Here is a 25416-nt window from a genome sequence, read left to right as displayed (position 1 = left end):
CTCCCAAGCCCTAGAGAGTGTCGCGGTTTAGCGCGGCCCATTGCAGCAGCATGATCGTCTTGCCGTCGCAGATCTCGCCGGTGCCGATCATCGACAGCGCATCGTCGAGCGGGATTTCGAGGACCTCGATGTCCTCGTGCTCCTCGTCCAGGCCGCCGCCGTCGTTCACCTTGTGGTCGATGTCGACCCGCGCATAGAAGAAATGGATACGTTCGGTAATCGCGCCCGGCGAGATGAAGCATTCGAAGAGAAAGCGGATGTCGCGCACCTCGTAGCCGGTCTCCTCCACCGCTTCGCGGCGGATCGCCTCCTCCGGAGCGTCGCCGTCCAGGAGGCCCGCGGGCGTCTCGACCAGCCAGCCGGGGTGGCCGGTGAGGTAGGCCGGCATGCGGAACTGCCTGACGAGGATGACGACCTGGCGGGCGGGATCGAAGAGAAGGATCGTGGCTCCGTGGCCCCGGTCATAGCATTCCCGCGACAGCCGATGAACCTCGCCGCGGGAGTTGGTATAGTCGAACGTCACCTTGCGCAGGTGGTACCAGTCGTCGGAAAGCGTCCTGTCCTCGACGATCTCGACCTTAGCATTCTCAAGCTTGCTCATGCGTCGTCCTTGCGCATCCAGACGCGATTGTCGTGGAAGGCCGCGCCGCCATAGGGGGCGACGGCATCGGCGCCGGTGAGGACGTTGATCCCCTCCCCGTCGAGATGCGCCTTGTTGGGCCACAGGCCCTCGGCGATCAGGACGCCGCGCCTTGCGCCCGGCACGATGCGGGCGTGAAGGCGGATCTCGCCGCGCCCGTTGCCGATCCGGACGACGTCGCCGTCGAGAATGCCCATGCGGGTCGCGTCCGTTGGCTCGATCATCACCTCCGGCCGCCCTTCCTTCTGCGCCGAAGTCGGCGTCTCGGCGAAGGTGGAGTTGAGAAAGTTGCGGGCGGGAGAGGTCGCCAGGCGGAAGGGATGCTCGGCGTCCGCTTCCTCGATCACCGGAACGTAGTCCGGGAACTTCGGCAGTGCCGCGACCGGCCCCATGGGACCGATGCTTTGCGGCGGACGGTTCGGCGAAGGGCCGCCCGCCCAGTCCGGGCTGAAGCGGAACCTGCCGTCCGGATAGCCGAAGCCGTTCACATAGTGGGCGGTGTCGAAATCCGGCTGCGCGTCGATCCAGCGCTGCAGGGCCAGCGTCTCGTAGCCCGGCCAGCCGCTGGCGATCAGCATGCGATCGATGTGCTCGCGTTCCGAGAGCCCGAAGCCCGGGAGGTCGGAGACGCCCAGCCTTTTTGCCAGTTCCTCGATGACGAAGAGGTTGGTGCGCACCGTCTCCGGCGGCTCGACCAGCTTGGGGCCGAGCAGGATGTGGTTCTGCCCGCCGGCGCGGTAGATGTCGTCGTGCTCCAGGAACATGGTTGCCGGAAGCACGATATCCGCCATCTCGGCGGTTTCGGTCAGGAATTGCTCGTGGACGGCGACGAAGAGATCGTCGCGGGCAAAGCCCTGCTTCACGAGGCGCTGCTCCGGCGCCACGTTCACGGGGTTGGTGTTCTGGATCAGCAGCGCGGTGACCGGACCGCGATGGCGAAGCGCCTCCGCGTCGCCGGTGAGCACCCGCCCGATCTGCGACTGGTCGAGCATCCGGATGTCCGGATCGGCATAGGCCGTGCCCATCAGTTCCGACTTGTTCAGGCGGAAGATGTCGCCATTGTTGTGGAAGGCGCCGCCGCCCTCGTGCTGCCATGAGCCGAGGACGGTCGCGATCGACAGCGCGGCGTGCATGGAGACGACGCCGTTGCGCTGCCGGGCAAAACCGTAGCCGAGGCGGAAGAAGGTCTTCTTCGTCGTGCCGACGAGGCGGGCGAAGGCCTCGATCTCCTCGACCGTGAGGCCGGTGACGGCTGCGGCCCATTCCGGCGTCTTCGTCGCCAGATGCGCCTCGAGCCCTGCCGGATCGTCCGCATATCGCTCCATGTAGGCGCGATCGGCATATCCGTCGCGGAAGGCGACATGCATGACGGCGCAGGCAAGGGCGGCGTCCGTGCCGGGCTTCAGGATGAGCCCCATGTCCGCCTGCTTCATCGTCGGGTTGTCGTAGATGTCGACGACGACGATCTTGGCCCCGCGTTCCTTGCGGGCCATGACGGCATGGGTCATGACGTTGACCTGCGTCGAGACGGCATTGGTGCCCCAGATGACGACGCAGTCCGACTTGGCCATTTCGCGCGGGTCTGGCCCGCGGAGCGCGCCGGTTCCCATGACGTAGCCGGTCCAGGCCATGTTGGTGCAGATCGAGCCGAAGAAGCCGGAATACTTGCGGGCATGGCGCAGGCGATCGATCGAATCGCGCTGCACCTGCCCCATCGTGCCGGCATAGAAATAGGGCCAGACGGCTTCGGAGCCGTGACGCGCCTCCGCCTTCAGGAAGACTTCGGCGACCTCGTCGAGGGCGGCTTCCCAGGAAATCTCCTGCCAGGCGCCCTCGCCCTTCGCGCCCAGGCGGCGCTTCGGCGTGAGCAGCCGCTTCGGATGGTAGATGCGTTCGCTGTAGCGCGCGACCTTGGCGCAGATCACGCCGGCGGTGTAGGTGTTTTCCGAGGAACCGCGGACGCGGCCGATCCTGCCTTCCGCGGTCAGGTCGACATCCAGCGCGCAGGCGGACGGGCAGTCATGCGGGCAGACCGTGTGGCCGACGCGCGTGACATTCGGGGCGGCTTTCGCCGTGATCGGGGTCGCAAGGTTCATCGCTTTTCTATATGCGAAGGGCGAAGCCGCAAGAAGCAGGATTTGCGGACCATCAATTTTATTCATCCGGAGCAGAAGCGGCGATGAACTATCGGCACATCTACCATGCGGGCAATTTCGCCGACGTGCTGAAGCATGCGGTGCTGGCGCGCCTCGTCCTCTACATGCAAAAGAAGGACAAGGCGTTCCGCGTGCTCGACACGCATGCCGGCATCGGCCTCTACGATCTCTCGACCGAGGAGGCACAGAAGACGGGCGAATGGCAGGACGGCATCGGCCGGCTGATGGAGGCGGAACTGCCGCCGAAGGCCGCCGAACTCCTGGCGCCCTATCTTTCGGCGGTGCGGGACCTCAATCCGGGCGGCGGCGTCAGGCTCTATCCCGGTTCGCCCAAGCTTGCCCGGATGCTTTTCCGGCCCCAGGACCGGCTGTCCGCGATGGAACTGCATCCGGAGGACGAGGCCCGCCTCGCCCGGCTTTTCGAGGGCGACTACCAGGTCCGAGTCACCGAACTCGACGGCTGGCTTGCGCTGGGCGCCCACCTGCCGCCGAAGGAAAAGCGCGGCATCATCCTCGTCGACCCGCCCTTCGAGGAGCCGGATGAATACGAGCGGCTGGCCAAGGGGCTGGCGACGGCCTACCGGCGCTTCCCCGGCGGCACCTACTGCCTCTGGTACCCGCTGAAGAAGGGAGCCCCCATCAAGGATTTCCACAAGGCGCTGCAGGACCTGGACATCCCGAAAATGCTCTGCCTCGAACTGTCGGTGCGCAGCGACCGCGAGACCACCGGGCTTACCGGCTCCGGGCTGATCGTCGTCAACCCGCCCTTCACGCTGAAGGACGAGATGCATGCGCTCCTGCCGGTGCTGAAGGACGTGCTGGCGCAGGATCGCTTCGCCTCGCAACGGGCCTTCTGGCTTCGCGGAGAGACGCAGGCGGAAGAGCGCTAGGGCCCGGAACCGGAACCGCGGCCGGCCCGGAACTGGGTGCGTTCGAAGACGAAGATCACCCCGAGCGCGATGGCGAAGGGGATCAGCAGGTAGAAGAGCCGGAACACCAGCAGCGCCGCGATCACGTCGGCCGGATCCATGTCCGGCAAACCCATGACGAAGACGAGCTCGAGCACGCCGAGCCCGCCCGGCGCATGCGAGATGAGGGCCGCGGAGAAGGAGGCGAGGAATATGCCGAGCACGACGACGAAGCCCGGATTGCCCGCCTCCGGCAGCGCGAAATAGATGATGCCGGCCGCGCCGATCAGTTCCAGCGGGCCGATGACCAGTTGCGACAGGACCACTTTCGGCGACGGATAGGTCAGTTGCGTCGAGCCTATAGTGATCGGCCGCGGACGCAGGAAACTCACCGCCACGTAGACGCCGATCAGCGCGAGGATGACATAACCGGTGGCGGAGGATGCGCTGATAGGGAAACCCTCGCCGAAACGGTCGACGATCTGCGGCTTAAGGATGAGCACGATGCCCGCAAGAAGCAGCGTCCCGAGCGCGAAGGTGAAGGAGCAGATGGCGACGAGCGCGCCGATCTCCCGCCCGCTCAGCCCCTTCGAGGAATAGGCGCGGTAGCGGACCACGCCGCCGGAGATGACGGAGGCCCCGACATTGTGGGAGAGCGCATAGGTCGTGAAGGACGTGACCGTGATGAACCACAGGTTCACCGACCGGCCGAGATGCATGAGCGCTATACGGTCGTATCCGGCCAGGGCCGCATAGGCGACCAGCGTGGAAAGCGCGGCAAGCACCCAGTGAAGCGGCGAGATCGCGGCGAGGCTGTCCCATACGTCGTCGAACGAAAGGCCCCGCAATTCCTTGTACAGCAGCCAGGCACAAACGGCTATCGTGACCGCGCCGACGACGGGCCAGAGGTACTTTTTCACGGTCATCCGGTATTGCCGTCCATCTCTCCTCCAAGGCATATCGGCGGCTGGAGCACCGGCGCCGACTCGCCCACTTTGGAGGTAAAGGATTGACGGATCAACCTTTCGCAACAGTGATCGCGATGCTTATGGCCGCACTTGCGGCCGTGATGACGCTCGGGGCGCCCTTCCAGGCCCGCGCGCAGGCCGCCGATTTCGACTTCTACGTCCTGTCGCTGTCGTGGTCGCCGACCTTCTGCGCGTCGCCCAAGGGCGATCGCAACCCCGCCCAGTGCGGCCGCGAGAGGGAATACGGCTTCATCGTCCACGGGCTCTGGCCGCAATACGAACGGAGCTATCCTGAATATTGCCGCAGCCGCGAGCCGGCCCGCGTCCCCCGCTCGACGGGCGATATCGTTTTCGACATCATGCCCTCGATGGGCCTGATCGGTCACCAGTGGCGCAAGCACGGCAGTTGCACCGGGCTGACGCAGCGCGCCTATTTCGAAGCGACCCGGCAGGCATTCGAGCGCGTCCGCATCCCGGCGGATCTTGCCGACGGCGACGAACGCCTGACATTGCCGGCAGCCGTGATCGAGCGGAAGTTCGTGGAGGCCAATCCCGGCATGTCGCCAAGGGGCATTGCCGCCAGTTGCGAAGGGCGGCGCCTTGAAGACATCCGCATCTGCATTACGAAGGACTTCCGCTTTCGCGACTGCGCGGAGGTCGACCGTGGAGGCTGCCGCCTTAGCCAGGTCGAACTGCCGGCCTCCGAATGAGCCATCAAGACAGCAAGGACGATACCATGAAACTGCTCTACTCTCCCGCCTCCCCCTATGCCGCGAAGGTCAGGATGGCCGCGCGCCACCTCGACATCGAGATCGTCTCCGTGAAGGTCGATACCGCGACGCCGCCGCCGGAACTGCTGGACAGCAATCCGCTGACCAAGATCCCCACCCTGCTGCGCGAGGACGAGCCGGCGATCTACGACAGCGTCGCCATCATGCACTATCTCGACCGGCTTTCGGACGGGAAGCTCTATCCCGGGAAGGATCCGAAGCGGACGACCGCCGAGGTCCTGGAAGCGCTCTGCGACGGGATGCTCGACAGCCTACTTGCGATCATGAACGAGCGCCGCAGCCGGCCGGAGGAACTGGTCCACCAGCCATGGATCGACAAGCAGTGGGGGAAGGTCAGCCGCGGGCTGGATCATCTGGAGGCGGACCCGCCGAAGGCAGGCCACAAGCTCAACGGCGGCGACTTCGCGCTGGCGGCGCTGCTGAGCTATCTCGACCTTCGCTTCGCGGACAGGAACTGGCGGGAGGGTCGCCCGGCACTTTCGGCGTGGCTCGAAGCCTTCCGGCAGGATTTTCCGGACTTCGAAGAACTGAAGGCCGGCGCCTGATACGCAAATGCCGGCAGCCATGGCTGCCGGCATTCGTTTGTGACCGTAACGGTTATCAGAACTTGACGCCGATACCGACCTTGACGCTGTGGTCGTCGTAGCCGCTCGAAACGGACGTGCCGCCGAGGTTGTAGTTGTCGCTGCCGAAATCGGTGTAGCGATACTCGACGCGGGTGGTGATGTTGTCGGTCACCAGGGCTTCGACGCCCGCACCGACGGTGTAGCCGACTGCCGTCTTGCTGTCGGAGGCGCCGGTTGCCGTGTCGGTGAGCTTGTTGTCCTGCAGGGCAACACCGGCCGTACCGTAGAGAAGGAACGGGTTGAGGTCGTAACCGACGCGGGCACGGACGGAGCCGTTCCAGCGGGCCTTGCCTTCTACACCGGGAGCAGCGTCCGATTCCTCGCCGTTGTAACCGACATCTGCCTCGACGCCGTAGACGATCTGGCCGCTCTGCATGTTGTAGCCGCCGAACACGCCGCCGCCCAGCTTGCCGTCGCGGTCGCCATCGAAGCGACCCCAGTCATAGGCGCCGTAGCCACCGAGATACGCGCCGCTCCAGTCTTTGACGGGGGCCGGCTGTTCGTAGGCGACGGGGGCTTCCGGGATCTGGTCCACGGCATCAGCTGCATTGGCAACCGAGAAACCGGCAAGCACTGCCGACGAGGCCATCAGGGTTGCGATCAGAATACGCATTTAACTCTCCTTGGTTTGCTGGACCGGAATGTGTTGCGACGAAACTGCCGCAGGACTTGCTCCCGGTCCGCTGGCGGCGAAGATGTTCGGGAAATGCGGACAAGAAAGAGCCGAACTGTGAATTGATTGTGGCGACCGCAAGGCAGAAGGATGATGTTGCATCGCGGCAACATAAGTATTGTTAACCATACCCCGCAATTGCGGGCCAAGCTTAGTGGGGGACTGTACTTTTCCATTCCAATTCAAACAAAACTTAATCAAATATTAACGATCGGCCGCCTCCCGCAATACGCGCTGACGCAAAATCATTCCGCCGAACCAGGAGGCATGCGGCTCCGCAACCTTGGCATAAGCCCCGATCTCGCCTGCGCCTTTCAATCCTCGTCGCCACGCACTACCTGTAGATCATCCAGAAGCATGCGATTCGATGTCCCCGGCGATGCGGTCAGCATTTGCGCGCCGGAGCGCGAGAGGACGAAATGAACTCGACCAAGGTGCCGGACGGCGGCGTTCTATACGACGAGACGGAAGACGACGAGGACGACGTCGCGGCTGCCGTACCCGAAGTGGAACGGACGCTCGGCGTCGACTGGAGCGAGGGCTGGAAGAACGAGACGGGGCTAAAGGGCGCGGAGCTGATCGCCGAGTTCGTCAAGCACCTTCCGAACGCGCCCGGCGTCTACCGCATGTTCAACGAAGCCGGCGACGTCCTCTATGTGGGCAAGGCCCGCAGCCTCAAGAAGCGCGTCGGCAATTATGCCCAGGGTCGCGTCCATTCCAACCGGCTGTCGCGGATGGTGCGCGAGACGACCCACATGGAGTTCGTCACCACGCGCACGGAAACCGAGGCGCTGCTGCTCGAGGCGAACCTCATCAAGCGGCTGCGCCCCCGCTTCAACGTCCTGCTGCGCGACGACAAGTCCTTCCCCTATATCCTGATCACCGGCGACCACCGGGCCCCGGCGATCTTCAAGCATCGCGGCGCGCGCGCCCGCAAGGGCGATTATTTCGGGCCCTTCGCCTCGGCGAGCGCGGTCGGCCGGACGATCAACTCGCTGCAGCGCGCCTTCCTTCTCAGAACCTGCACCGACAGCGTGTTCGAGGCGCGCACGCGTCCCTGCCTGCTCTACCAGATCAAGCGCTGTTCCGGTCCCTGCACCCATGAGATCAGCGACGAGAACTATGCCGAACTCGTCCGGGAGGCGAAGGACTTCCTCTCCGGCCGGAGCCAGAACGTGAAGTCCGCGATCGCCCGGCAGATGCAGGAGGCGTCGGAGGATCTCGACTTCGAGCGGGCCGCGGTCTATCGCGACCGGCTGGCGGCGCTCAGCCACGTGCAGAGCCACCAGGGCATCAACCCGGCCGGCGTCGAGGAGGCGGACGTCTTCGCGATCCATCACGAAGGCGGGCTCACCTGCATCCAGGTCTTCTTCTTCCGGACCGGCCAGAACTGGGGCAACCGCGCCTATTTCCCGAAGGCCGACCCGCAGATGTCGGGTGCGGAAGTGCTGAACGCCTTCCTGGCGCAGTTCTACGACGACAAGCCGGTTCCGCGGCAGATCCTGCTTTCCGAACCGGTCGAGGAACAGGAACTGCTGGCGAGGGCGTTCTGCGAGAAGGCAGGTCACAAGGTGACGATCTCCGTTCCGCAGCGCGGCGAGAAGCGCGACCTCGTCGAACACGTGCTCGCCAATGCGCGGGAAGCGCACGGCCGGAAGCTCGCCGAGACCTCCTCGCAGGCGCGGCTCCTGCAGGGCTTTGCCGAAACGTTCGGCCTCTCCCGCGTGCCGCGGCGCATCGAGATCTACGACAACTCCCACATCATGGGCACCAATGCCGTGGGTGGAATGGTCGTGGCGGGCCCGGAAGGCTTCGTGAAGAACCAATACCGGAAGTTCAACATCCGCTCGACGGACATCACCCCCGGCGACGACTTCGGGATGATGCGGGAGGTGATGACCCGCCGCTTCTCGCGCCTCATCAAGGAGGAAGGCATCCCGGACCGCTCGCAGGCCGTGACCGAGGACACGGATGCCCCCTTCCCCGCATGGCCGGACGTGATCCTGATCGACGGCGGACAGGGCCAGATGACCGCCGTCAGGGCGATCCTCGACGAACTCGGCATCCGCGACGTGGTCACCGCGATTGGCGTCGCCAAGGGCGTCGACCGCGACGCCGGCCGCGAGCGCTTCTTCACCGACGGACGCAGCGACTTCTCCCTGCCGCCGCGCGATCCGGTCCTCTACTTCGTGCAGCGCATGCGCGACGAGGCCCACCGGTTCGCCATCGGCTCGCACCGCGCGCGGCGAAAGAAGGAGATGATCAAGAACCCGCTCGACGAGATCGCCGGGATCGGGCCCGGCCGCAAGCGCAAGCTCCTTCAGCACTTCGGGACCGCCAAGGCAGTTTCGCGCGCCGGCCTCAACGACCTCATGTCGGTGGAAGGAATCTCGGAGACGGTGGCGAAACTCGTGTATCATCACTTCCACGAGAGGCAGCCCGGATGACATCGTGCAACGGCCTTGAAATGACCGGAAGGACCGTTGACGCCCGCCGCCGGAAGGGCCAACTAGGGGAAATCAATCAGCAGGTTATGAAATGGCATCGCGCGCATACAACATTCCCAATCTCCTGACCTACGCGCGCATCGTCGCGGTTCCGATCATCGTCGTATGCTTCTTCATCGAGGGGCGGCTGGCGAGTTCGGACTTCGCGCGCTGGACGGCGCTCGTCCTCTTCGTGCTCGCGTCGATCACCGACTATCTCGACGGCTACCTGGCGCGGATCTGGAACCAGACCTCCAATATCGGCCGCATGCTCGATCCGATCGCCGACAAACTGCTGGTCGCATCGGTGCTGCTCCTGATGGCCGCCGACGGAACCATTGCCGGCTGGTCGATCTGGGCGGCGATCGTGATCCTCTGCCGAGAGATCCTGGTCTCCGGCCTGCGCGAATACCTGGCGGCGCTGAAGGTGGCCGTGCCGGTGACGCGGATCGCGAAATGGAAGACGGCCATCCAGATGGTGGCGATCGCCTTCCTGCTCGCAGGTCCCGCCGGAGACAAGGTCCTGCCCTACACAACCGAGATGGGCATCGGCCTGCTCTGGATCGCCGCGCTGCTGACGATGTATACCGGCTACGACTACTTCAAGGCCGGCCTGAAGCACATGGTGGACTGACCGTGACAAAGCTCGTCTATTTCGCCTGGGTGCGCGAACGGATCGGAAAGCCGGAGGAAGAGATCGACCTTCCCGGCGACGTCAAGACGGTACGCGACCTTCTCGTGCACCTGAAGACGCTCGGCGAAGAGTACGAGGCGGCCCTGCAATATCCGGAGGTCATCCGCGTCGCGCTGGACCAGGAGCATGTCGAGCACAACGAGAAGATCGGCGATGCCCGCGAGATCGGCATCTTCCCGCCGATGACGGGCGGCTGAAGCCATGTCCGCGGCGCCCCGCATCCGGGTCCAGGCGCAGGACTTCGACCTTCAGGAGGAGATCGACGCGCTGACCGGAGGGCGGACCGACATCGGCGCCGTCGTCACCTTCAGCGGCCTTTGCCGCGACGAGCTGGGCGCGCTTTCCGCGCTGGAACTGGAGCATTATCCTGGGATGGCGGAGGCCGAGATGCGCCGCATCGCCGAACTTGCCATCGAGCGCTTCTCGCTTCTCGGCCTTGCCGCGATCCACCGTTTCGGCAGGATCTCGCCGGGCGAAAACATCGTGCTGGTGATCGCCGCCGCCCCGCACCGGCAGGCGGCCTTCGACGGCGCAAGCTTCATGATGGACTACCTCAAGACCTCCGCTCCCTTCTGGAAGAAGGAGCACGGGGCCGACGGCACGACGGGTGACTGGGTATCCGCCAAGGATGCCGACGACCGTGCGCGGGAAAAATGGCGATAGCGGCTACGGGACGACCCGCTCGCGCCGGCTCATGACCAGCACCGCGACCAACGCGCCGACGATGACGAGATCCCTCCAGACGATCGGGCCGTAACCCGCCCACAGGGTTTCGGCAAAGCCGATCGCGGCGGCGCCGACGGCGGCGCGCAGCGGCTGGGCAAGTCCGCCTGCCGCGGTGATCAGCACCACCTTGAGGCCGAAGACGAGGCCCGCGCCGAAATCCATCGTGCCGTAATAGGACGTGGCCAGGATGCCGCAGACCGAGGCGACGAATGCCGCCGCGGCATAGGCCATCAGGAAGACGGTCCGGGAATCGACGCCGCAGAGTTCGGCAGCACGCGGGTCCTCTGCGACCGCCCGCCATTTCCTTCCCCATGCACTCATGGCGAGGATCGCAGCACCTGACCCGACGACCAGCAGCTGGAGCGCGACGCTCACGCACTGGAGGGTGGTCAGGGTAACCGGAAACGCCTCGCCCGGCCACAGCACGACCGGTTGCTTCATGAGCGGCGGAAGCCAGAGGTCGCGGGTCTGTGCGGCAAGCCGCGCGCCCTCCATCAGGACGATCACGAGACCCAGGGCCCCCACGACGACGGCGTTCGGCGAGACCATCGCGAGAGGCCGGATGACGAAGCGTCCTCCAATAATGCCGGCGCCGATACCGCCGCCGAGGGCGGCCATGGCAGCGAGCGCCAGCGCAGCCGGCAGCACGAGCCTCAGTTCATTCCAGCCGAAATGCGCCACCATCACGTAGACTTGGCCGGCGAAGGCGAAGATCGCGCCATAGGTGATGTCGGCGCGTCGCGTCACCGCGAAGGCGATCGCATAGCCGAAGGCAAGAGCCGCGTAGAGCGTCGCCACCGGCACGGCATTCGCGAGCTGCTGGAGGAGGTAATCCATGCCGCAGCATTCCATCATCCATGTAACTGGTCAAATGCGTTTTACCGGTTATACTCATGGTCATGACCTTCGCCTGGACTCCCCACCGCTTCGCAGGAGGCGCGCTTGCCCTTGACGTCGCCAACAGCGTGATCCTGCGCGCAGACCCGGACCGCCGTACCGACCGCTTCGCGGTATCGGCACAGATGGAGGGGTTTGCAGCGGCGGCGGCGGAATTTTCGGCGGAACGCAACCTGTTCGGCGACATCCGGCCGGTGCCGGAGCGGAACCGAACCGGTTTCATTGCGCTGCGCGAGGCGATCGACGCCTATTTCCGCCGCCGCGTCGAGGGAGATGACGACCGCCTTCTCCTCGCAGACCTGCTGCAGGCCTGCGGGAACGTGCTGCGGCAATCGGCAAGCGAGGCGACAATGGAGGCAGCGACGGCCCGCTCCGCGCTGCGCCTGCTTGCGGAAACCGAACGCCTGAAGATCTGCAGCAATTGCGGCTGGCTGTTCCTCGACCGGAGCCGCAACCGCAGCCGCATGTGGTGCGACATGGCCGTGTGCGGCAATCGCGTGAAGGCAAGCCGCCACTATCGGCGCAGGAAGGAGATGGTCTCGTGAGGAACCGGTTCGTGCTTGTCCTGATCCCGCTCTTGGCCCTTGGCGGCTGCCAGCGGGAAGCGGCGGAGGAGGATCTCGTGGAGCTTTCCGGCAGGATCTTCGTCTTCAACTACCGCCTGGCGCGGGCGACCTATCTCGTGACGCTCCGCAGGCTTTCTCCCCTGCCGGAAGGCGCGGTCGCAGAGGCGAGTTTCGAGGACCCCCGTGGCGGAGCGCGCCTGACGGCGGAACAGAAACTGTTTCCCGCCATGACGAAGATCGTGCTCGAAAGCCCGCCGATACACTGCGTGAAGAAGGGCATTCCCTACGGCGTCACGATCCGTCTCTTGGACCCCTCAGGCGACGTGTTGCAGACGATCGAGACGACCATCACGTCGAATGTCGACCAAGACGTGCTGCCCGCAAAGCCGCTGTCGCTCGGTCCCGCCTACGACCGGAACCCGGACGTGTTCAGGCCCGACGGCACGGCCGATTTTTCTCCGGAGGCCTGCCCGGAATGAAAAAAGCCGGCGCGAGGGCCGGCTTTTCCAGAGGTATCGGACGGCAGATCAGCCGACGATCTCGGTGTCGGAGAACCAGTACTTGATTTCCTGCGCGGCGGTTTCCGGCGCGTCCGAACCGTGAACCGAGTTTTCGCCGATCGAAAGGGCGAAGGTCTTGCGGATGGTGCCTTCCGCGGCCTGGGCCGGGTTGGTGGCGCCCATGATCTCGCGGTTCTTCAGGATGGCGTTCTCGCCTTCGAGAACCTGGACGACGGTCGGGCCGGAGGTCATGCCTTCGACGAGTTCGCCGAAGAAAGGACGTTCCTTGTGGACGGCGTAGAAGCCTTCGGCCTCGCGCTTGCTCATCCAGACGCGCTTGGAAGCGACGACGCGCAGACCGTTATCCTCGAATACCTTGGTGATCGCACCGGTCAGGTTGCGCTTGGTGGCATCCGGCTTGATCATCGAAAACGTGCGTTCAATCGCCATCGTCTAAATCCTTTGTTTTCCGAGAAAGTGGGCGGTCTTTACCCGCCCGGGGCTCTGGAAACAAGGGGGTTCAGGCAATTTCACGCCGCTGTCACACGCCGACCGAGCCCGTCGTGTAGGTCGAGGCAGCGCTCGAACCATGCCATGACCGTATCGTCCTGCGCCAAGGGAGGCGGGCCGGCCGTAACCCGCATCCACTGCAGGGCGCCGAACAGGATGTAATCGGCAAACAGCGGGCCATCGCCGCCGAGGAAGGGCTGGAAGTGCAGCGTGCGGCGGAGCGGTTCCAGCCTCGCGGCGAAGGCTTCCCGTTCCGCCCCGCCCTCTGCGGCGACGGCTTCGATTTCCCTGCCCAGTCGATCCCGGCGGCTTTGCCGGAAATATGCCTGGTCCGGCACGTCCAGCATGTCGTGGATGTGCATGATCGCCATCTTCGTCACCGGCATGTGGAGGACCATCTGCGTGAAGCTCTCGACGAAGCGCGACAGAGCCTTGCCGCCCTCCCCGCCGAACAGCGTCGGGCGATCGGGATAGGCCTCCTCCAGGTAGAGCGCGATCTCGAAACTGTCGCGGACCAGGCGGTCCCCGTCCCGCAGCACCGGCACGGTCTTGGAAAAGCCGGCCTCGATGCCGGGGACGGCGGTGAAGGGATAGGGCCGCTCCACGAAGTCGAGCCCCTTGTGGGCTAGCGCCATCGAGACCTTCCAGCAATGCGGCGAGAAGGGACGGCTCTCGTCCTTGCCGCACAGCGAATAGAGAACACGCGTCATCATCTGCTCCTCGCTTCCATCCAGTGCCAGCCATACTGGCGCTCCTGCAAGATGCGTCCAATCAGGAAAATTCATGCATCCCATCAGGCCATGAGGTGCGAATTGGCGCTAGGATAAGGCGACCGACAGGAGAACTGCCGATGCGCCGTCATTTCCAGATGTTCGCCGACTACAACCGCTGGGCCAACGAGCAGGTCTACGAGGCTTGCGAAGCCCTGAGCGACGAGGAGTACCGCGCCCACAAGGGCGCCTACTTCGGCTCGGCCTGCCGCACCCTCAACCACCTTCTCGTGGCGGACCGGATCTGGATGAGACGCCTCACCGGCAGCGGCGACGCTCCGAAGAGCCTCGACGCCATCCTGTTCCCGGACTTCGAGGAACTGCGCGCGGCGCGGCGGTCGGAGGACCGGCGGATCATAGAATTCGTCGATAGGCTCGACGACGACCGGATCGCGGACTCCGTCAGCTACACCATGATCACGACGCCCACGACGATCACGCAGCCGCTGGGCCTGATGCTCGCCCATGTCTTCAACCACCAGACACACCATCGCGGCCAGGTCCACATGATCCTGACCGCGACGGGAAAGCCGTCCCTGGTGCTCGACCTCGTTCACTTCCCGCGGACGGAAGGCAGCAGGTGGATGTAGGTTCAGGCCGCGTTGCGGTCGGTCACCGGACGGTCGGTCGTCTGCCGTCCTTGCGTGCCGGAAGTGAGCCGGAACCGGACCATCAGCTGTTCCAGGACCGCAGCCTCGTTGGCGAGGGCCTGGACCGCGGCTGAATTCTCTTCCACCATCGCGGCATTCTGCTGCGTTCCCCGGTCGATTTCGGCGATCGTGCCGTCGATCTCGGAAATCCCGCTTGCCTGCTGGCGTGCACCGGTGACGATCGTCCGGATTTCCGCGCTGATTTCGCGGACCTCGTCGGCTATCATGCCGAGGGCCTCGCCGGCCTGGTTGACCAGCGCCACGCCGTTGCCGACCTCGGAGCCCGAAGTGGTTATGAGATCCTTGATCTCTCTTGCGGCACTGGCGGAGCGTTGCGCGAGCTCGCGGACTTCCTGGGCGACGACCGCAAAGCCCTTGCCCGCCTCGCCCGCCCGGGCGGCCTCGACGCCGGCGTTCAGCGCCAGCAGGTTGGTCTGGAAGGCGATCTCGTCGATAACGCCGATGATCTGGCCGATCTCGCGGGACGAGTTTTCGATCCGGCTCATTGCCTCCACAGCATTGGTGACGATGACGCCGGAACGTTCCGCCCCCTGGTGGGCCTTCTCGACCATATTCCCCACCTTTTCCGCCACATGCGCCATCTGGTTGACGGTCTGGGTAAGGATGCCGAGCGCACTCGCGCTCTCCTCGACGGAGGCGGCCTGCCGTTCGGTACGGACCGACAGGTCGTGGGTGGACTGGCTGATCTCGGCGGTGCCGCCGCGGATGGTGTAGGCGACGTGGCCGGCCTGGGCCAGGACGGACTCGAGGTTCTTCAGGGAGGTATTGTAGGTGTCCCGCAGCGCATCGAGGCTGCCCTCGAACGGCTCTTCGATGCGATGTGCCAGATTGCCGACCGACAGTTCCTGCAGCGCCATTCCCAGACGGTCCACGACGACCTTCGTCGCCTGGGCCTCGCGCGCCCTCTCCTCGGCGTTCAAGGTCCGCTGCTCCGCGGCCTCGCGGTCGGCTTCCCGGGCCCGCTCGGAGGCCTCGACCGCGTTCCGCTCGGCGGCATTGGCGGCTTCGACCGCCGCTTCGGACGCCTGGAAGGCGTTGACGACGGCATGGGTGAGCGCGACGAGCACGCCGCATTGGACGATCAGCACGACGGCATGCAGGATGACGCGCGAGAAATCGGACTCTCCGGGAAAGACCGCGAGCGGCATGACGAGGAAGAGCGCGAGATGGTGGACGGCGACGAGAGCCGAGTAACCGAGTAATGCCCGCCAGTCGATCCAGACCGCGCAGATCGCGAGCGAAGCGAAGAAGTACATGTGGATGTCGATCTGCAGGGGCGAGCCGGAGAAGGCGTAGACCAGCATCGCCACCGTCGCGGCATGCGCCATGGAGGTGACGATGCGGGTCGTCGGACCGGTGCGATCCTGCCACCAGCCCGCTGTCGCAAGCGCGACGATCACGAAGGTCGCGAGCACGGGGGCGAGTGAAAAGCCGTCGCTTCCGGAAAGCTCCCTCGCCGCGACGAGGAACAGGTTGATCCACAGGAGCCCGACAATGATGCCGGCAGCCTTCTGCCGTAGAACCTCGAGTGAACTCATCCGCTGCTTCCTTCCATGCAACCGATTGCCAATTGATGATTGAGGACCAGGAGCGCGCCGGCCTCTGCGAGCCTTGCTGCGAAATCCGGAGCCTCCGAATGGGCGACAGTCATCCACGGGAGCCGACCCTGGGCGACGAAGGCGCCCCCGGCGTTGGCGATGACGGTCAGTGGATAGTCGGGGGGGCGATCAGGGTTCGTCAGCACCAGCACGAACCGGCCGTTGGGCAAGGCCCAGACCGAGACGATGAGGAACAGGAAAACGCAGAAACTCAGCGCTATAAAGTTTCGACCCGTCAGCATCCGCACCTGTCCCGGGGCGCAACCGCTTCGCGCGTCTCCATCCCCTTGATCCCGGAAATCTTGTTAGCCGCCATTAATAAAAAAGCCATTAACCACATTTTTGCGTTTTGCCAGGTCTGCAGAAGGCAATGCTCCGGCGCCCGTCGGGGCGTCGTGTCGCTTACCTGCTTGCCACGCTCCCCGAGTTCAGCCAAAACGCGGGCCATGATCACCATTACCGATGTCTCCGCCCGGATCGCGGGCCGCCTGCTCCTCGACCATGCGAGCGTCAGCCTCCCGGCCGGCGCCAAGGTGGGACTGGTGGGGCGCAACGGCGCGGGAAAATCCACCCTGTTCCGGATCATCACCGGCGACCTCGCGGCCGAAACCGGTTCCGTCTCGATCCCCAGGAACGCCCGCATCGGCCAGGTGGCGCAGGAAGCACCCGGGACGGAACAGCCGCTGATCGAAATCGTGCTGGCCGCCGACAAGGAACGGACGGCGCTGATGCGGGAGGCGGAGACCGCCACCGACCCGCACCGGATCGCCGAAATCCAGACGCGGCTTGTGGACATCGACGCGCATTCGGCGGAGGCGCGGGCCGCGAGCATCCTCGCAGGCCTCGGCTTCGACCACGTGGCGCAGGCCCGCCCCGCCTCGTCGTTTTCCGGCGGCTGGCGCATGCGCGTCGCGCTGGCGGCGGTCCTGTTCTCGCAGCCGGACCTGCTGCTTCTCGACGAGCCGACCAACTATCTCGATCTCGAAGGCACGATGTGGCTGGAGGACTATGTCCGCCGCTATCCCTATACCGTGATCATGATCAGCCACGACCGCGACCTCCTGAACAACGCGGTCAACTCGATCGTCCATCTCGACCAGAAGAAGCTCACCTTCTACCGCGGCGGATATGACCAGTTCGAGCGGCAGAAGGCCGAGGCCGACGAACTGCAGATGAAGGCGCGCGCCAAGAACGAGGCGGCGCGCAAGCACCTGCAGAGCTTCATCGACCGCTTCAAGGCCAAGGCCTCCAAGGCCAAGCAGGCGCAGAGCCGCGTCAAGGCGCTGGAACGGATGGGCACGGTAGCGGCCGTGATCGAGGATCATGTCCAGCCGATCAGCTTTCCCGAGCCCGAGAAGCAGCCCGCCTCGCCGATCATCGCAATCAGCGGCGGAGCCGTCGGCTACGAGGCGGACAAGCCGATCCTGAAGGGCATCAACCTGCGGATCGACAATGACGACCGCATCGCGCTTCTCGGCGCCAACGGCAACGGCAAGTCGACCTTCGCCAAGCTGATCGCCGGGCGGCTGTCGCTGCAGGCCGGGGAAATGAAGCTCGCGCCGAACCTGAAGGTCGGCTTCTTCGCCCAGCACCAGCTGGACGACCTGATGCCGAACGAGACGCCCGTCGACCACGTGCGCCGGCTGATGCCGCAGGCGGGGGAAGCGCAGGTGCGCGCCCGCGTCGCGCAGATGGGCCTTGCCACGGAGAAGATGGCGACGGCAGCGAAAGACCTTTCCGGCGGCGAGAAGGCGCGGCTGCTGATGGGGCTATCCGCCTTCCATGCGCCGAACCTGCTGATCCTCGACGAGCCCACCAACCACCTGGACATCGACAGCCGCCGGGCGCTCATCGAGGCGCTCAACGACTACGACGGCGCCGTCATCCTGATCTCCCACGACCGCTACCTGATCGAGGCGACGGTGGACCGGCTGTGGCTGGTGAACGAGGGAACGGTGAAGCCCTTCGAGGGCGACATGGAGGAATATCGCGACCTGATCATCGCGGCCGGACGAAAGAAGGACGACAAGCCGCAGGGCGCGTCGGACGAGCCGGCGAACCGGGCCGAGCAGCGCAAGGCGAACGCGGAGCGGCGCGCCTCGCTCGCGCCGCTGAAGAAAAAGATCAATGAAATCGAATCGGTAACCGCAAAGCTTGAAAAGCTGATTCAGCAACTTGATGCGGAACTTGCGGATCCGGTGCTCTACGAAAAGGCGCCGGCCAAGGCGGCGGAGAAGGCCAGGCAACGCGGCGAAGCGGCAGCAAAGCTCGCCAATGCCGAAGAGCAGTGGCTGGAGCTGTCTGCCGAATACGAGGAGGCGATGGCCGGCTGAGGCCTTACGCCTTCTTCACCCACCGCCCCTCCGGGGACTGCTGCCAGTAGGTGAGCACATGCCCCTCGCCTTTCAGCCGTTTCCACTGGCTGCGGGCATTCTCCACCTGCGCGGCATCGTAACCGTCGAACATGAAGACGACGCGTTCATAGGCGTCGAGCGGCGGCGGCTCCGCGCCGTCGACGACGAAGCGGACATTGGCCTCGTTGACATTGCCGGGACCGTCGGTGACGAGGACCGGCTGGCGCGCGGCGTCCTCGCCGGCATCCGTCCCGTGCGGCAGGAAGCTGTCCTCCCGGTAGGTCCAGAGATGTTCGTCGAGGCTGTCGCGACGCTCCTCCCCGCCCGTCTGGACCACCACCCGCCAGCCCCGCTCGACGCTCTTTTCGAGGAGCGCCGGCAGCGCATCCTCGAGCTTCGATTCCGTCAGGTGGTAGAACAGCACTTCGGTCATGGTCAGGCTTCGTAGTGGTCGCGAACCAGCCTGTCGAGAAGGCGCACGCCGTAGCCGGACGCCCAGGACTGGCTGATCTCGCTGGAGGGCGAGTTCATCGCCGTGCCCGCCACGTCGAGATGCGCCCAGGGCGTATCGCCGACGAAACGCTTCAGGAACTGCGCCGCGGTGATGGCGCCGGCATTGCGCCCGGCCGAGTTCTTCATGTCGGCAAACTTGGAATCGACCATCTTGTCGTATTCCTTGCCGAGCGGCATGCGCCAGACCTTCTCGCCGGTCGCTTCGCCGGCCGAGCCGAGCTGGGCTGCCAGTTCGTCGTCATTGGAGAAGAGCCCGGCATGCTGGTTGCCCAGCGCCACCATGATCGCCCCGGTCAGGGTGGCGAGATTGATCATGAACCGCGGCTTGAAGCGGTCGTTGCAATACCAGAGGGCATCGGCGAGCACGAGCCTGCCCTCCGCATCGGTATTGATGATCTCGATGGTCTGGCCGGACATGGAGGTGACGATGTCGCCCGGACGCTGGGCATTGCCGTCCGGCATGTTTTCCACCAGGCCGATGATACCGACCGCGTTGACCTTGGCCTTTCGGGCCGCCAGCGCGTGCATGAGGCCCGTCACCGCAGCCGCGCCGCCCATGTCGCCCTTCATCTCCTCCATGCCGGCACCCGGCTTGATGGAGATGCCGCCCGAATCGAACACGACCCCCTTGCCCACGAAGGCGATGGGCGCATCCTTGGACTTTCCGCCCTTCCAGTGCATGACGGCGATCCGCGGGGGACGGGCAGAACCCTGCGCCACGCCGAGAAGCGCGTGCATCTTCAGCTTGCCCATCTCCTTCTCGGTCAGGATCTCGACCTCGACGCCCAGGTCCTCCAGTTCCTTCGCCTTCTCGGCGAATTCGACCGGGCCGAGGACATTCGGCGGCAGGTTGACGAGATCGCGGGCCAGAAGGACGCCGCCCGAAACGGCGCGGACGTCATCCAGCAGTCGGGCGGCATCGGCGTGCGCACCGGTGACGATGGTGACGGCGACCTTCTTCGGCAGCTTTTCCTCGTCGTCCTTCTTCTGGGTCTTGTAGGCGTCGAACGCGTAGCCGCGCAGCATCATGCCGAGCGCGAAATCCGCAGCCTCACGGGCCGAGACCTGCATTCCGGGGGCATCGAGGAAGACCACCGCATGCTTTGAGGACTTGAACCGCCCCGCCGCGGCGCCGCCTGCGCGCAGCCAGTCGTGCGCCGTTATCGCACCAGGCTTCCCGAGCCCGAGCAGCACGAGCCGGTCGGCCGCAGACCCGGCCGGAGCGATCACCTCGAGCGTCGACATCGACTTCGCCTTGAAGCCCGCGATCTCCGCGGCCCGAGCCGAGATATTCGAGGGGTCCGCCTCGGCAAGACCGGCCGGAGCATCCTCGCCGGCGACCTGCAGCATCACAGCCAGCGATTTCTCCAGCGGCGCGGACGATGCAAAACGGATTTCATACTTTCCAGACATTCTCACTCCGAAGCTCGCATTGGGTTTGCGCCGATCATCCTCCTTTCATCGAACAAGGCAACCCGAATGACGAATTTCCTTAGGGCCCGCCACGGCTCTCGCCGTTCGGCCGGCATCGACGCTGTGGCGACGTTCCGGCCTCCCCGCCGCCGGTCGCGGCTCGCGGCGTCACGGGACTTTTCGAAATGACACACTCCGTCAAAAAATCACCTTGAGGGCGAGTTTTATAAGGCCGTATCCATCGCAAACGTCGAGCCAATCGCTTAGATAGGCTTGGCGGTTCGATGGGCACGGGACCCCGAATCGCTGCAGCGGAACGTGATGAAGCTTCTCGAAATCTACATTTTGCGCCGTATCTTCCAGATGTTCCTGGTCACGCTCCTGCCGGTGCTGACCATCATCTGGACCATCCAGGTACTCGGACGCATCAACCTCGTCACCGACACAGGTCAGTCGATGGGCTCCTTTGCCGTGCTCGCGACCTACATCCTGCCGACGATCGTGCCGGTTGTGCTTCCCTTCGCGCTCGCGATCGGCATCACGCAGACGCTGACGGCGATGAACAACGATTCCGAACTGCCGGTGATCGACGCCGCCGGCGCGTCGCGCAGCATCATCTACCGGCCGGTCCTTCTGCTGGCGGCCGTCCTCAGCATCTTCACGTTCGTGGTCGCCAATTTCATCGAGCCGCCCTCGCGTGTCGCGGCACGGCAGATGGTGGCGGCGGCCTATGCCGACCTCCTCTCCTCCGTGATCGAGGAGAAGACCTTCCGCAGCATCGAGGACGGCCTCTACGTGCAGATCTCGGAGCGCCATTCCGGGCGAATCCTGACCGGCCTGTTCGTGGTCGACCAGCGCGATCCGAACTTCGACCTGATCTACTATGCCCGCGAGGGTTCGATCGACGAGAGCGGAACCTCGCTCACCATGCGCGACGGCGAGGTGCATCGGAAGACCGCCGAGGGCCGCGTCTCGATTATCAAGTTCGTCTCCTACGCCTTTGATCTTTCAGCTATGTCCGGCGCGGACGCTCCGTCCTTCACGGCGGCCGACCGCAGTCTCGGCTTCCTTCTCAATCCCGACCCCGAGGATTCGCACGTCAAGCATTCGCCGGGGAGCTACCGGGCCGAACTGCATGGCCGCCTGACCGAGTGGCTTCTGCCGTTCATGTTCGCCCTCATCTCACTGGTCGTCGCCGGCGATTCGCGCTCGCACCGCCAGGCCCGCCTGCATCCGATGGTCATCGCGCTGGTGCTGGCCTTCGGCATCCGCTGGCTCGGCTTCTCGTTCAAGAACCTCGTCAAGCAGGACGAGGCCTACATCTTCGCGCCCTACCTTCTTCCGATCGTCACGATCGGGGTGTGCAGCTATCTGCTCGCGACCCACAAGACGATCCGCCTGCCGCGCGCCGTCTCCAGCTTCGCCAACGACATGCTTCGCAAGGTGCGCCAGCAGTTCTCGTCGCGCGCCTCGATCGGGGGCAGCCCGTGATCGCCAAGACACTGTCGCGCTACTTCTTTCGACGCTACGTCACGACCGCCGGATGGTTTTTCCTCGGCGTCTGCGGGATCATCTTCCTGGCGGATTTCAGCGAGACCAGCCGGCGGCTCTCCGACATGGAGGGGTATTCGGTGCCGGCCGGTCTGCTGTTCACGGCCATGCGCGTGCCCTCGATCTTCCAGCAGACGATCCCGACCCTCACCCTCTTCATCGGGATGACGACGCTCATTGCGCTCAACCGCCGCTACGAACTCGTCGTGACGCGCGCCGCCGGGATATCGGTATGGCAGTTCATCACCCCGTTTGCGGCCGGAGCCCTTTTGATCGGCTTGCTCGCGATGCTCGTGATCAATCCGGTGGCGGCGTGGGGGCAGCGCGAATCGATCTCCATGGAATCATCCTGGCGCGAGGCGAGCGGCCGGTCGCGCAAGGCGGAATTCCTTCCGTGGATCCGGCAGATGTCCGAGGGCAAGGACACGATCATCGGCGCGAAGAGCTACCAGGAAGGCGGCGCGGAACTGCTCGACGTCGTCATCTTCCATTTTGACGAGAACGGCCAGGTCGTCCTTCGTCAGGACGCGGCAAAGGCCAAGTTGGAAGATGGTTACTGGATGCTTACCGACGTCGAGGAGATTCGCCCCGGCGAAATCCCGAGCCGTGTCGAAAGCGCGCGACTTGGTACCAATCTGAAGCAGGAATACCTGCAGGAGACGCTGTCGCAGCCGGAAACCGTTGCATTTTATGATCTTTTGCGAAAGATCCAGGTCGGCCACTCCTTCGGGCTTTCGACCAAAGCGCTGGAGACGCAATTCCACTCGCTGCTTTCGCTCCCGCTGCTGCTCGTGGCGATGACTCTCATTGCTGCCACAGTCTCTTTGAAATTCAGTCGCTTCGCGCAATCCCGGTCAGTGATTCTGGGTGGCATCGTTTCCGGCTTCGTGCTTTATGTCGTGACGGTTCTCGTAAAAGCATTCGGGAGCAGTGGCGCCGTTCCGCCTTTCGTGGCGGTCTGGGTGCCAGTGATCGTGGCGACGGCTCTCGGCGCGACGATTCTGCTCCACCAGGAGGATGGCTAGTGGCGGTAAACGACCGCGGAAATATCAGACGGCGCCTTGCGGTCCTGCTGGCGAGCGTTGCTGTGTGCGTGAACGGCATGCAGCCGCTTCCCGCTCGCGCGCAGGAAAGCAATTCCGGCCTGCCGTCGTCCCTGACGGACGACGACGCCAAGATGCTGCTGCGCGCCAACGAACTGGTCTACAATCGCGACGCCGAGAAGGTCACCGCCTCCGGCGGCGTGCAGATCTATTACAACCGCTACCGCATGGTGGCGCAGCGGGTGGAATATAACCAGCAGTCGGGCCGGGTCATCGCCCGCGGCAATATCGAGCTGATCGAGCCGGACGGAAACCGCATCTATGCGGACGAGCTGGACGTCACCGACGACTTCGGCCAGGGCTTCCTGAATTCGCTCCGCGTCGAGACCACCGACAATACCCGCATCGCGGCGGAGAGCGCCGAGCGCCTTCCCGGCGACCTCATGGTCCTCAACAGCGGCGTCTACACGGCCTGCCTTCCCTGTGCGGAAAAGCCGAATCGCGCACCGCTATGGCAGGTGAAGGCGGAGCGCGTCATCCAGAACGGCCAGACCCATACCGTCCGGCTGGAGAACGCGCGCTTCGAACTGTTCGGAAGGCCGATCGGCTTCCTGCCGTTCATCGAGGTTCCCGACCACACGGTGGAACGGAAGTCCGGCTTCCTCTTCCCCACCATGAGCCTCGACGACAAGCTCGGCTTCGGACTGACCGTTCCCTATTACCATGTGTTTTCGCCGCACATGGACGCGACGCTGAGCCCGACCTACTACACCGGCCAGGGCCTGCTGCTGGAGGGCGAGATCCGCAACCGGTTCGAGACTGGCGAGCACAGGTTCCGTTTCGCCGGCATCAACCAGCGCGATCCGCACGCGTTCGACGTCAATACCAGCGACTACAATGCCGATACGCGACTGATGGCCGCCTCGGAAGCACGCTTCGAGATCAACCCGCGCTGGGCCTTCGGCTGGGACGTCATGGTCCAGAGCGACAACAACTTCTCCAAGACCTACAGGCTGGACGGCGTCGACGACGACGTCTTCCGCAACGAAGTCTACCTGACCGGCCTCGGCAAGCGTAACTACTTCGACCTGCGCGCCTTCTATTTCAACGTCCAGGATACGGCCGACGACAACATTGCCGAGCGTCGCCAGGCGATCGTCTATCCGTCGCTGGACTACCAGTACATCTCCCCGGAACCGGTGGCCGGCGGCGAACTGTCGATCACGACCAATTTCACCAACCTGTCGCGCCGGGAAGACGACTTCTACTATGCGGGCACGACCGCCCGCTATCCGGGGCTCGAGGGCAACTACACCCGCTTCTCGACCGAAGCGGAATGGAAGCGCACCTTCACCACGCCCGGCGGCCTTCTCGTGACACCGCTCCTGGCCGCACGGGGCGACGCGCTACGGCACAGTTCCAGCCCGCCGTCCTTCGACTTCGCAGGCACCACCTACAGCTATCCCGATTTCGAGGACTCCGGCGCCAATGGCCGCTACATGGTCACGGCCGGGCTGGAGACGCGCTACCCGTTCCTCATCACCACCGACAACAGCAGCCATATCATCGAGCCGATCGCGCAGATCTACGTCAGGCCGGACGAGCAACTGGCGGGCCGGTTGCCCAACGAGGACGCGCAGAGCTTCGTCTTCGACGCCACCACGCTTTTCGAGCGCGACAAGTTCTCGGGCTATGACCGCATCGAAGGTGGGACGCGCGCCAATGTCGGCATCCGCTACACGGGCTCCTTCGACAACGGCGTGGGGCTGCGCGGCCTGTTCGGCCAGAGCTTCCAGCTCGGCGGCCTGAACTCGTTCGCCACCGACGACCTCGTCCATGTCGGCGCAAACTCTGGCCTCGAGACGGACCGTTCGGACTATGTCGGCATGGCCGGCATCGACCTGCCCTTCGGCGTCTCGCTGCAGGCCGCGACGCGGTTCGACGAGAAGACCTTCGACCTGGAGCGGACCGATGCGTCCGTTTCCTACAGCTCGCCGAGGCTGAGCAGTTCGCTCGTCTACACGCAGATCGAGGCGCAGCCGGAATACGGGTCGCCGGAGAACACCGACCTCCTGCAGTCGTCGAGCGTTTTCCGCATCAACGAGAACTGGTCCGTCGGCGGCGCGGCGGTCCTCGACCTCAACGACCAGGAAATCATCCGGCGCAATGTCGGCATTTCCTATGCGGACGAGTGCACGATCTTCACGCTCGCCTATTCCGACGAGGGCGCGAGCAGCACCAATGCCAGCGACTGGTCGATCAGCGCACGGATCACCTTCCGCACGCTCGGCGACATCGAGATCGGCTCGGCATCGCTTGAGTAAGGGTTCGTCCGTCATTGTTTCGCCGCAAGAATTGTGCA

At 64.7% G+C, this 25416-nt stretch carries 26 protein-coding genes; 14 read left to right on the top strand and 12 right to left on the bottom strand.

All coding sequences use genetic code 11. The features are described from left to right. Window positions 1-10 precede the first annotated feature (10 nt). Both ACWGPT_RS07550 and ACWGPT_RS07545 read right to left on the bottom strand, forming a co-directional pair. Window positions 11-601, bottom strand: coding sequence for an NUDIX domain-containing protein (locus ACWGPT_RS07550; protein WP_452604989.1), 591 nt, complete (start codon window positions 599-601; stop codon window positions 11-13). Next, on the bottom strand, window positions 598-2802 hold the full coding sequence (locus ACWGPT_RS07545; protein WP_452604988.1) for a molybdopterin-containing oxidoreductase family protein: 2205 nt from the start codon (window positions 2800-2802) through the stop codon (window positions 598-600). Before ACWGPT_RS07545 ends, ACWGPT_RS07550 begins: the two co-directional genes overlap by 4 nt. Before the next feature lie 17 nt (window positions 2803-2819). Here ACWGPT_RS07545 and ACWGPT_RS07540 point away from each other — a divergent pair, with 17 nt between their 5' ends. Next, window positions 2820-3686, top strand: a complete 867-nt coding sequence (locus tag ACWGPT_RS07540) for a 23S rRNA (adenine(2030)-N(6))-methyltransferase RlmJ (protein ID WP_452604987.1) — start codon at window positions 2820-2822, stop codon at window positions 3684-3686. Here ACWGPT_RS07540 and ACWGPT_RS07535 read toward each other — a convergent pair. After that, a complete protein-coding gene (locus ACWGPT_RS07535) occupies window positions 3683-4630 on the bottom strand; it encodes a lysylphosphatidylglycerol synthase domain-containing protein (RefSeq protein WP_452604986.1) in 948 nt (315 codons plus the stop codon). The genes ACWGPT_RS07540 and ACWGPT_RS07535 overlap by 4 nt on opposite strands. A 143-nt stretch (window positions 4631-4773) precedes the next feature. Here ACWGPT_RS07535 and ACWGPT_RS07530 point away from each other — a divergent pair, with 143 nt between their 5' ends. Both ACWGPT_RS07530 and ACWGPT_RS07525 read left to right on the top strand, forming a co-directional pair. Continuing rightward, complete coding sequence (locus ACWGPT_RS07530; RefSeq protein ID WP_452605329.1) at window positions 4774-5382, top strand: ribonuclease T2 family protein; 609 nt, start codon at window positions 4774-4776, stop codon at window positions 5380-5382. A gap of 26 nt (window positions 5383-5408) precedes the next feature. Continuing rightward, a complete protein-coding gene (locus ACWGPT_RS07525) occupies window positions 5409-6008 on the top strand; it encodes a glutathione S-transferase family protein (protein ID WP_452604985.1) in 600 nt (199 codons plus the stop codon). A 55-nt stretch (window positions 6009-6063) separates the two neighbouring features. On the opposite strand, the gene ACWGPT_RS07520 is transcribed toward ACWGPT_RS07525, so the two are convergent. Further along, on the bottom strand, window positions 6064-6702 hold the full coding sequence (locus tag ACWGPT_RS07520; RefSeq protein WP_452604984.1) for an outer membrane protein: 639 nt from the start codon (window positions 6700-6702) through the stop codon (window positions 6064-6066). Between the two features lie 479 nt (window positions 6703-7181). On the opposite strand from ACWGPT_RS07520, the gene uvrC reads away from it, so the two are divergent. The 4 genes from uvrC to ACWGPT_RS07500 all read left to right on the top strand — a co-directional run bounded on the left by uvrC (window position 7182) and on the right by ACWGPT_RS07500 (window position 10605). Continuing rightward, window positions 7182-9209 carry an excinuclease ABC subunit UvrC gene (gene uvrC / locus ACWGPT_RS07515; protein ID WP_452604983.1) on the top strand — a complete coding sequence of 676 codons (2028 nt, stop codon included), beginning with the start codon at window positions 7182-7184 and terminating at the stop codon, window positions 9207-9209. Between the two features lie 91 nt (window positions 9210-9300). Then, window positions 9301-9882 carry a CDP-diacylglycerol--glycerol-3-phosphate 3-phosphatidyltransferase gene (pgsA, locus tag ACWGPT_RS07510; RefSeq protein ID WP_452604982.1) on the top strand — a complete coding sequence of 194 codons (582 nt, stop codon included), beginning with the start codon at window positions 9301-9303 and terminating at the stop codon, window positions 9880-9882. A gap of 2 nt (window positions 9883-9884) precedes the next feature. After that, the gene (moaD, locus tag ACWGPT_RS07505) at window positions 9885-10139 is read left to right on the top strand and encodes a molybdopterin converting factor subunit 1 (protein WP_452604981.1); all 255 of its coding nucleotides are present in this window, start codon (window positions 9885-9887) and stop codon (window positions 10137-10139) included. 4 nt (window positions 10140-10143) lie between these two features. Next, window positions 10144-10605 (top strand): molybdenum cofactor biosynthesis protein MoaE, encoded by a 462-nt coding sequence (locus ACWGPT_RS07500; protein WP_452604980.1) that lies wholly within the window; start codon window positions 10144-10146, stop codon window positions 10603-10605. 3 nt (window positions 10606-10608) lie between these two features. On the opposite strand, the gene ACWGPT_RS07495 is transcribed toward ACWGPT_RS07500, so the two are convergent. Then, window positions 10609-11505 (bottom strand): branched-chain amino acid ABC transporter permease, encoded by an 897-nt coding sequence (locus ACWGPT_RS07495; RefSeq protein ID WP_452604979.1) that lies wholly within the window; start codon window positions 11503-11505, stop codon window positions 10609-10611. Between the two features lie 62 nt (window positions 11506-11567). Between ACWGPT_RS07495 and ACWGPT_RS07490 the strand changes: the two genes are divergently transcribed. Continuing rightward, window positions 11568-12110: a CGNR zinc finger domain-containing protein gene (locus ACWGPT_RS07490; RefSeq protein ID WP_452605328.1), complete on the top strand. Its 543-nt coding sequence runs from the start codon at window positions 11568-11570 to the stop codon at window positions 12108-12110. Further along, window positions 12107-12610 (top strand): hypothetical protein, encoded by a 504-nt coding sequence (locus ACWGPT_RS07485; RefSeq protein ID WP_452604978.1) that lies wholly within the window; start codon window positions 12107-12109, stop codon window positions 12608-12610. Before ACWGPT_RS07490 ends, ACWGPT_RS07485 begins: the two co-directional genes overlap by 4 nt. 48 nt (window positions 12611-12658) lie before the next feature. Here ACWGPT_RS07485 and ndk read toward each other — a convergent pair whose 3' ends face one another. Both ndk and ACWGPT_RS07475 read right to left on the bottom strand, forming a co-directional pair. Continuing rightward, window positions 12659-13081: a nucleoside-diphosphate kinase gene (gene ndk / locus ACWGPT_RS07480; RefSeq protein ID WP_142521150.1), complete on the bottom strand. Its 423-nt coding sequence runs from the start codon at window positions 13079-13081 to the stop codon at window positions 12659-12661. A gap of 80 nt (window positions 13082-13161) precedes the next feature. Next, the gene (locus ACWGPT_RS07475; protein ID WP_452604977.1) at window positions 13162-13851 is read right to left on the bottom strand and encodes a glutathione S-transferase family protein; all 690 of its coding nucleotides are present in this window, start codon (window positions 13849-13851) and stop codon (window positions 13162-13164) included. 140 nt (window positions 13852-13991) lie between these two features. Here ACWGPT_RS07475 and ACWGPT_RS07470 point away from each other — a divergent pair, with 140 nt between their 5' ends. Next, window positions 13992-14501, top strand: a complete 510-nt coding sequence (locus ACWGPT_RS07470) for a DinB family protein (protein ID WP_452604976.1) — start codon at window positions 13992-13994, stop codon at window positions 14499-14501. A 2-nt stretch (window positions 14502-14503) separates the two neighbouring features. Here the strand turns inward: ACWGPT_RS07470 and ACWGPT_RS07465 are convergent, their stop codons facing one another. The 3 genes from ACWGPT_RS07465 to ACWGPT_RS07455 are packed head-to-tail and all read right to left on the bottom strand — an operon-like array spanning window position 14504 to window position 16637. After that, window positions 14504-16120: a methyl-accepting chemotaxis protein gene (locus tag ACWGPT_RS07465; RefSeq protein WP_452604975.1), complete on the bottom strand. Its 1617-nt coding sequence runs from the start codon at window positions 16118-16120 to the stop codon at window positions 14504-14506. Then, window positions 16117-16422, bottom strand: a complete 306-nt coding sequence (locus ACWGPT_RS07460) for a hypothetical protein (protein ID WP_452604974.1) — start codon at window positions 16420-16422, stop codon at window positions 16117-16119. Before ACWGPT_RS07460 ends, ACWGPT_RS07465 begins: the two co-directional genes overlap by 4 nt. Continuing rightward, window positions 16416-16637, bottom strand: a complete 222-nt coding sequence (locus tag ACWGPT_RS07455; RefSeq protein ID WP_452604973.1) for a hypothetical protein — start codon at window positions 16635-16637, stop codon at window positions 16416-16418. The genes ACWGPT_RS07460 and ACWGPT_RS07455 overlap by 7 nt, the downstream gene beginning before the upstream one ends. Here ACWGPT_RS07455 and ACWGPT_RS07450 point away from each other — a divergent pair. Next, window positions 16627-18513 carry an ABC-F family ATP-binding cassette domain-containing protein gene (locus ACWGPT_RS07450; protein ID WP_452604972.1) on the top strand — a complete coding sequence of 629 codons (1887 nt, stop codon included), beginning with the start codon at window positions 16627-16629 and terminating at the stop codon, window positions 18511-18513. The genes ACWGPT_RS07455 and ACWGPT_RS07450 overlap by 11 nt on opposite strands. A 4-nt stretch (window positions 18514-18517) precedes the next feature. Here ACWGPT_RS07450 and ACWGPT_RS07445 read toward each other — a convergent pair whose 3' ends face one another. Next, the gene (locus tag ACWGPT_RS07445) at window positions 18518-18967 is read right to left on the bottom strand and encodes a DNA polymerase III subunit chi (protein ID WP_452604971.1); all 450 of its coding nucleotides are present in this window, start codon (window positions 18965-18967) and stop codon (window positions 18518-18520) included. Window positions 18968-18969: 2 nt separating this feature from the next. Further along, window positions 18970-20460: a leucyl aminopeptidase gene (locus tag ACWGPT_RS07440; protein WP_452604970.1), complete on the bottom strand. Its 1491-nt coding sequence runs from the start codon at window positions 20458-20460 to the stop codon at window positions 18970-18972. A 321-nt stretch (window positions 20461-20781) separates the two neighbouring features. On the opposite strand from ACWGPT_RS07440, the gene ACWGPT_RS07435 reads away from it, so the two are divergent. Genes ACWGPT_RS07435 through ACWGPT_RS07425 form a run of 3 tightly spaced genes read left to right on the top strand, consistent with a single transcriptional unit; the run spans window position 20782 to window position 25378 of the window. After that, a complete protein-coding gene (locus tag ACWGPT_RS07435; protein ID WP_452604969.1) occupies window positions 20782-21951 on the top strand; it encodes an LptF/LptG family permease in 1170 nt (389 codons plus the stop codon). After that, window positions 21948-23036 (top strand): LPS export ABC transporter permease LptG, encoded by a 1089-nt coding sequence (gene lptG, locus ACWGPT_RS07430; protein WP_452604968.1) that lies wholly within the window; start codon window positions 21948-21950, stop codon window positions 23034-23036. The genes ACWGPT_RS07435 and lptG overlap by 4 nt, the downstream gene beginning before the upstream one ends. Next, window positions 23036-25378 (top strand): LPS-assembly protein LptD, encoded by a 2343-nt coding sequence (locus ACWGPT_RS07425; protein WP_452604967.1) that lies wholly within the window; start codon window positions 23036-23038, stop codon window positions 25376-25378. The genes lptG and ACWGPT_RS07425 overlap by 1 nt, the downstream gene beginning before the upstream one ends. Window positions 25379-25416: the final 38 nt, after the last annotated feature.

It is taken from the genome of Pseudorhizobium sp. NPDC055634, assembly GCF_053618655.1.
This window is presented reverse-complemented; position numbering and strand designations above follow the sequence as displayed.

What these genes read in the sequence shown, in the direction of transcription:
- ACWGPT_RS07550 (WP_452604989.1), bottom strand. Translation starts at nt 601, where the DNA reads ATGAGCAAGCTTGAGAATGCTAAGGTCGAGATCGTCGAGGACAGGACG.
- ACWGPT_RS07545 (WP_452604988.1), bottom strand. Translation starts at nt 2,802, where the DNA reads ATGAATAAAATTGATGGTCCGCAAATCCTGCTTCTTGCGGCTTCGCCC.
- ACWGPT_RS07540 (WP_452604987.1), top strand. Translation starts at nt 2,820, where the DNA reads ATGAACTATCGGCACATCTACCATGCGGGCAATTTCGCCGACGTGCTG.
- ACWGPT_RS07535 (WP_452604986.1), bottom strand. Translation starts at nt 4,630, where the DNA reads ATGACCGTGAAAAAGTACCTCTGGCCCGTCGTCGGCGCGGTCACGATA.
- ACWGPT_RS07530 (WP_452605329.1), top strand. Translation starts at nt 4,774, where the DNA reads ATGACGCTCGGGGCGCCCTTCCAGGCCCGCGCGCAGGCCGCCGATTTC.
- ACWGPT_RS07525 (WP_452604985.1), top strand. Translation starts at nt 5,409, where the DNA reads ATGAAACTGCTCTACTCTCCCGCCTCCCCCTATGCCGCGAAGGTCAGG.
- ACWGPT_RS07520 (WP_452604984.1), bottom strand. Translation starts at nt 6,702, where the DNA reads ATGCGTATTCTGATCGCAACCCTGATGGCCTCGTCGGCAGTGCTTGCC.
- uvrC (WP_452604983.1), top strand. Translation starts at nt 7,182, where the DNA reads ATGAACTCGACCAAGGTGCCGGACGGCGGCGTTCTATACGACGAGACG.
- pgsA (WP_452604982.1), top strand. Translation starts at nt 9,301, where the DNA reads ATGGCATCGCGCGCATACAACATTCCCAATCTCCTGACCTACGCGCGC.
- ACWGPT_RS07500 (WP_452604980.1), top strand. Translation starts at nt 10,144, where the DNA reads ATGTCCGCGGCGCCCCGCATCCGGGTCCAGGCGCAGGACTTCGACCTT.
- ACWGPT_RS07495 (WP_452604979.1), bottom strand. Translation starts at nt 11,505, where the DNA reads ATGGATTACCTCCTCCAGCAGCTCGCGAATGCCGTGCCGGTGGCGACG.
- ACWGPT_RS07490 (WP_452605328.1), top strand. Translation starts at nt 11,568, where the DNA reads ATGACCTTCGCCTGGACTCCCCACCGCTTCGCAGGAGGCGCGCTTGCC.
- ndk (WP_142521150.1), bottom strand. Translation starts at nt 13,081, where the DNA reads ATGGCGATTGAACGCACGTTTTCGATGATCAAGCCGGATGCCACCAAG.
- ACWGPT_RS07475 (WP_452604977.1), bottom strand. Translation starts at nt 13,851, where the DNA reads ATGACGCGTGTTCTCTATTCGCTGTGCGGCAAGGACGAGAGCCGTCCC.
- ACWGPT_RS07470 (WP_452604976.1), top strand. Translation starts at nt 13,992, where the DNA reads ATGCGCCGTCATTTCCAGATGTTCGCCGACTACAACCGCTGGGCCAAC.
- ACWGPT_RS07465 (WP_452604975.1), bottom strand. Translation starts at nt 16,120, where the DNA reads ATGAGTTCACTCGAGGTTCTACGGCAGAAGGCTGCCGGCATCATTGTC.
- ACWGPT_RS07460 (WP_452604974.1), bottom strand. Translation starts at nt 16,422, where the DNA reads ATGCTGACGGGTCGAAACTTTATAGCGCTGAGTTTCTGCGTTTTCCTG.
- ACWGPT_RS07450 (WP_452604972.1), top strand. Translation starts at nt 16,627, where the DNA reads ATGATCACCATTACCGATGTCTCCGCCCGGATCGCGGGCCGCCTGCTC.
- ACWGPT_RS07455 (WP_452604973.1), bottom strand. Translation starts at nt 16,637, where the DNA reads ATGGTGATCATGGCCCGCGTTTTGGCTGAACTCGGGGAGCGTGGCAAG.
- ACWGPT_RS07445 (WP_452604971.1), bottom strand. Translation starts at nt 18,967, where the DNA reads ATGACCGAAGTGCTGTTCTACCACCTGACGGAATCGAAGCTCGAGGAT.
- ACWGPT_RS07440 (WP_452604970.1), bottom strand. Translation starts at nt 20,460, where the DNA reads ATGTCTGGAAAGTATGAAATCCGTTTTGCATCGTCCGCGCCGCTGGAG.
- ACWGPT_RS07435 (WP_452604969.1), top strand. Translation starts at nt 20,782, where the DNA reads ATGAAGCTTCTCGAAATCTACATTTTGCGCCGTATCTTCCAGATGTTC.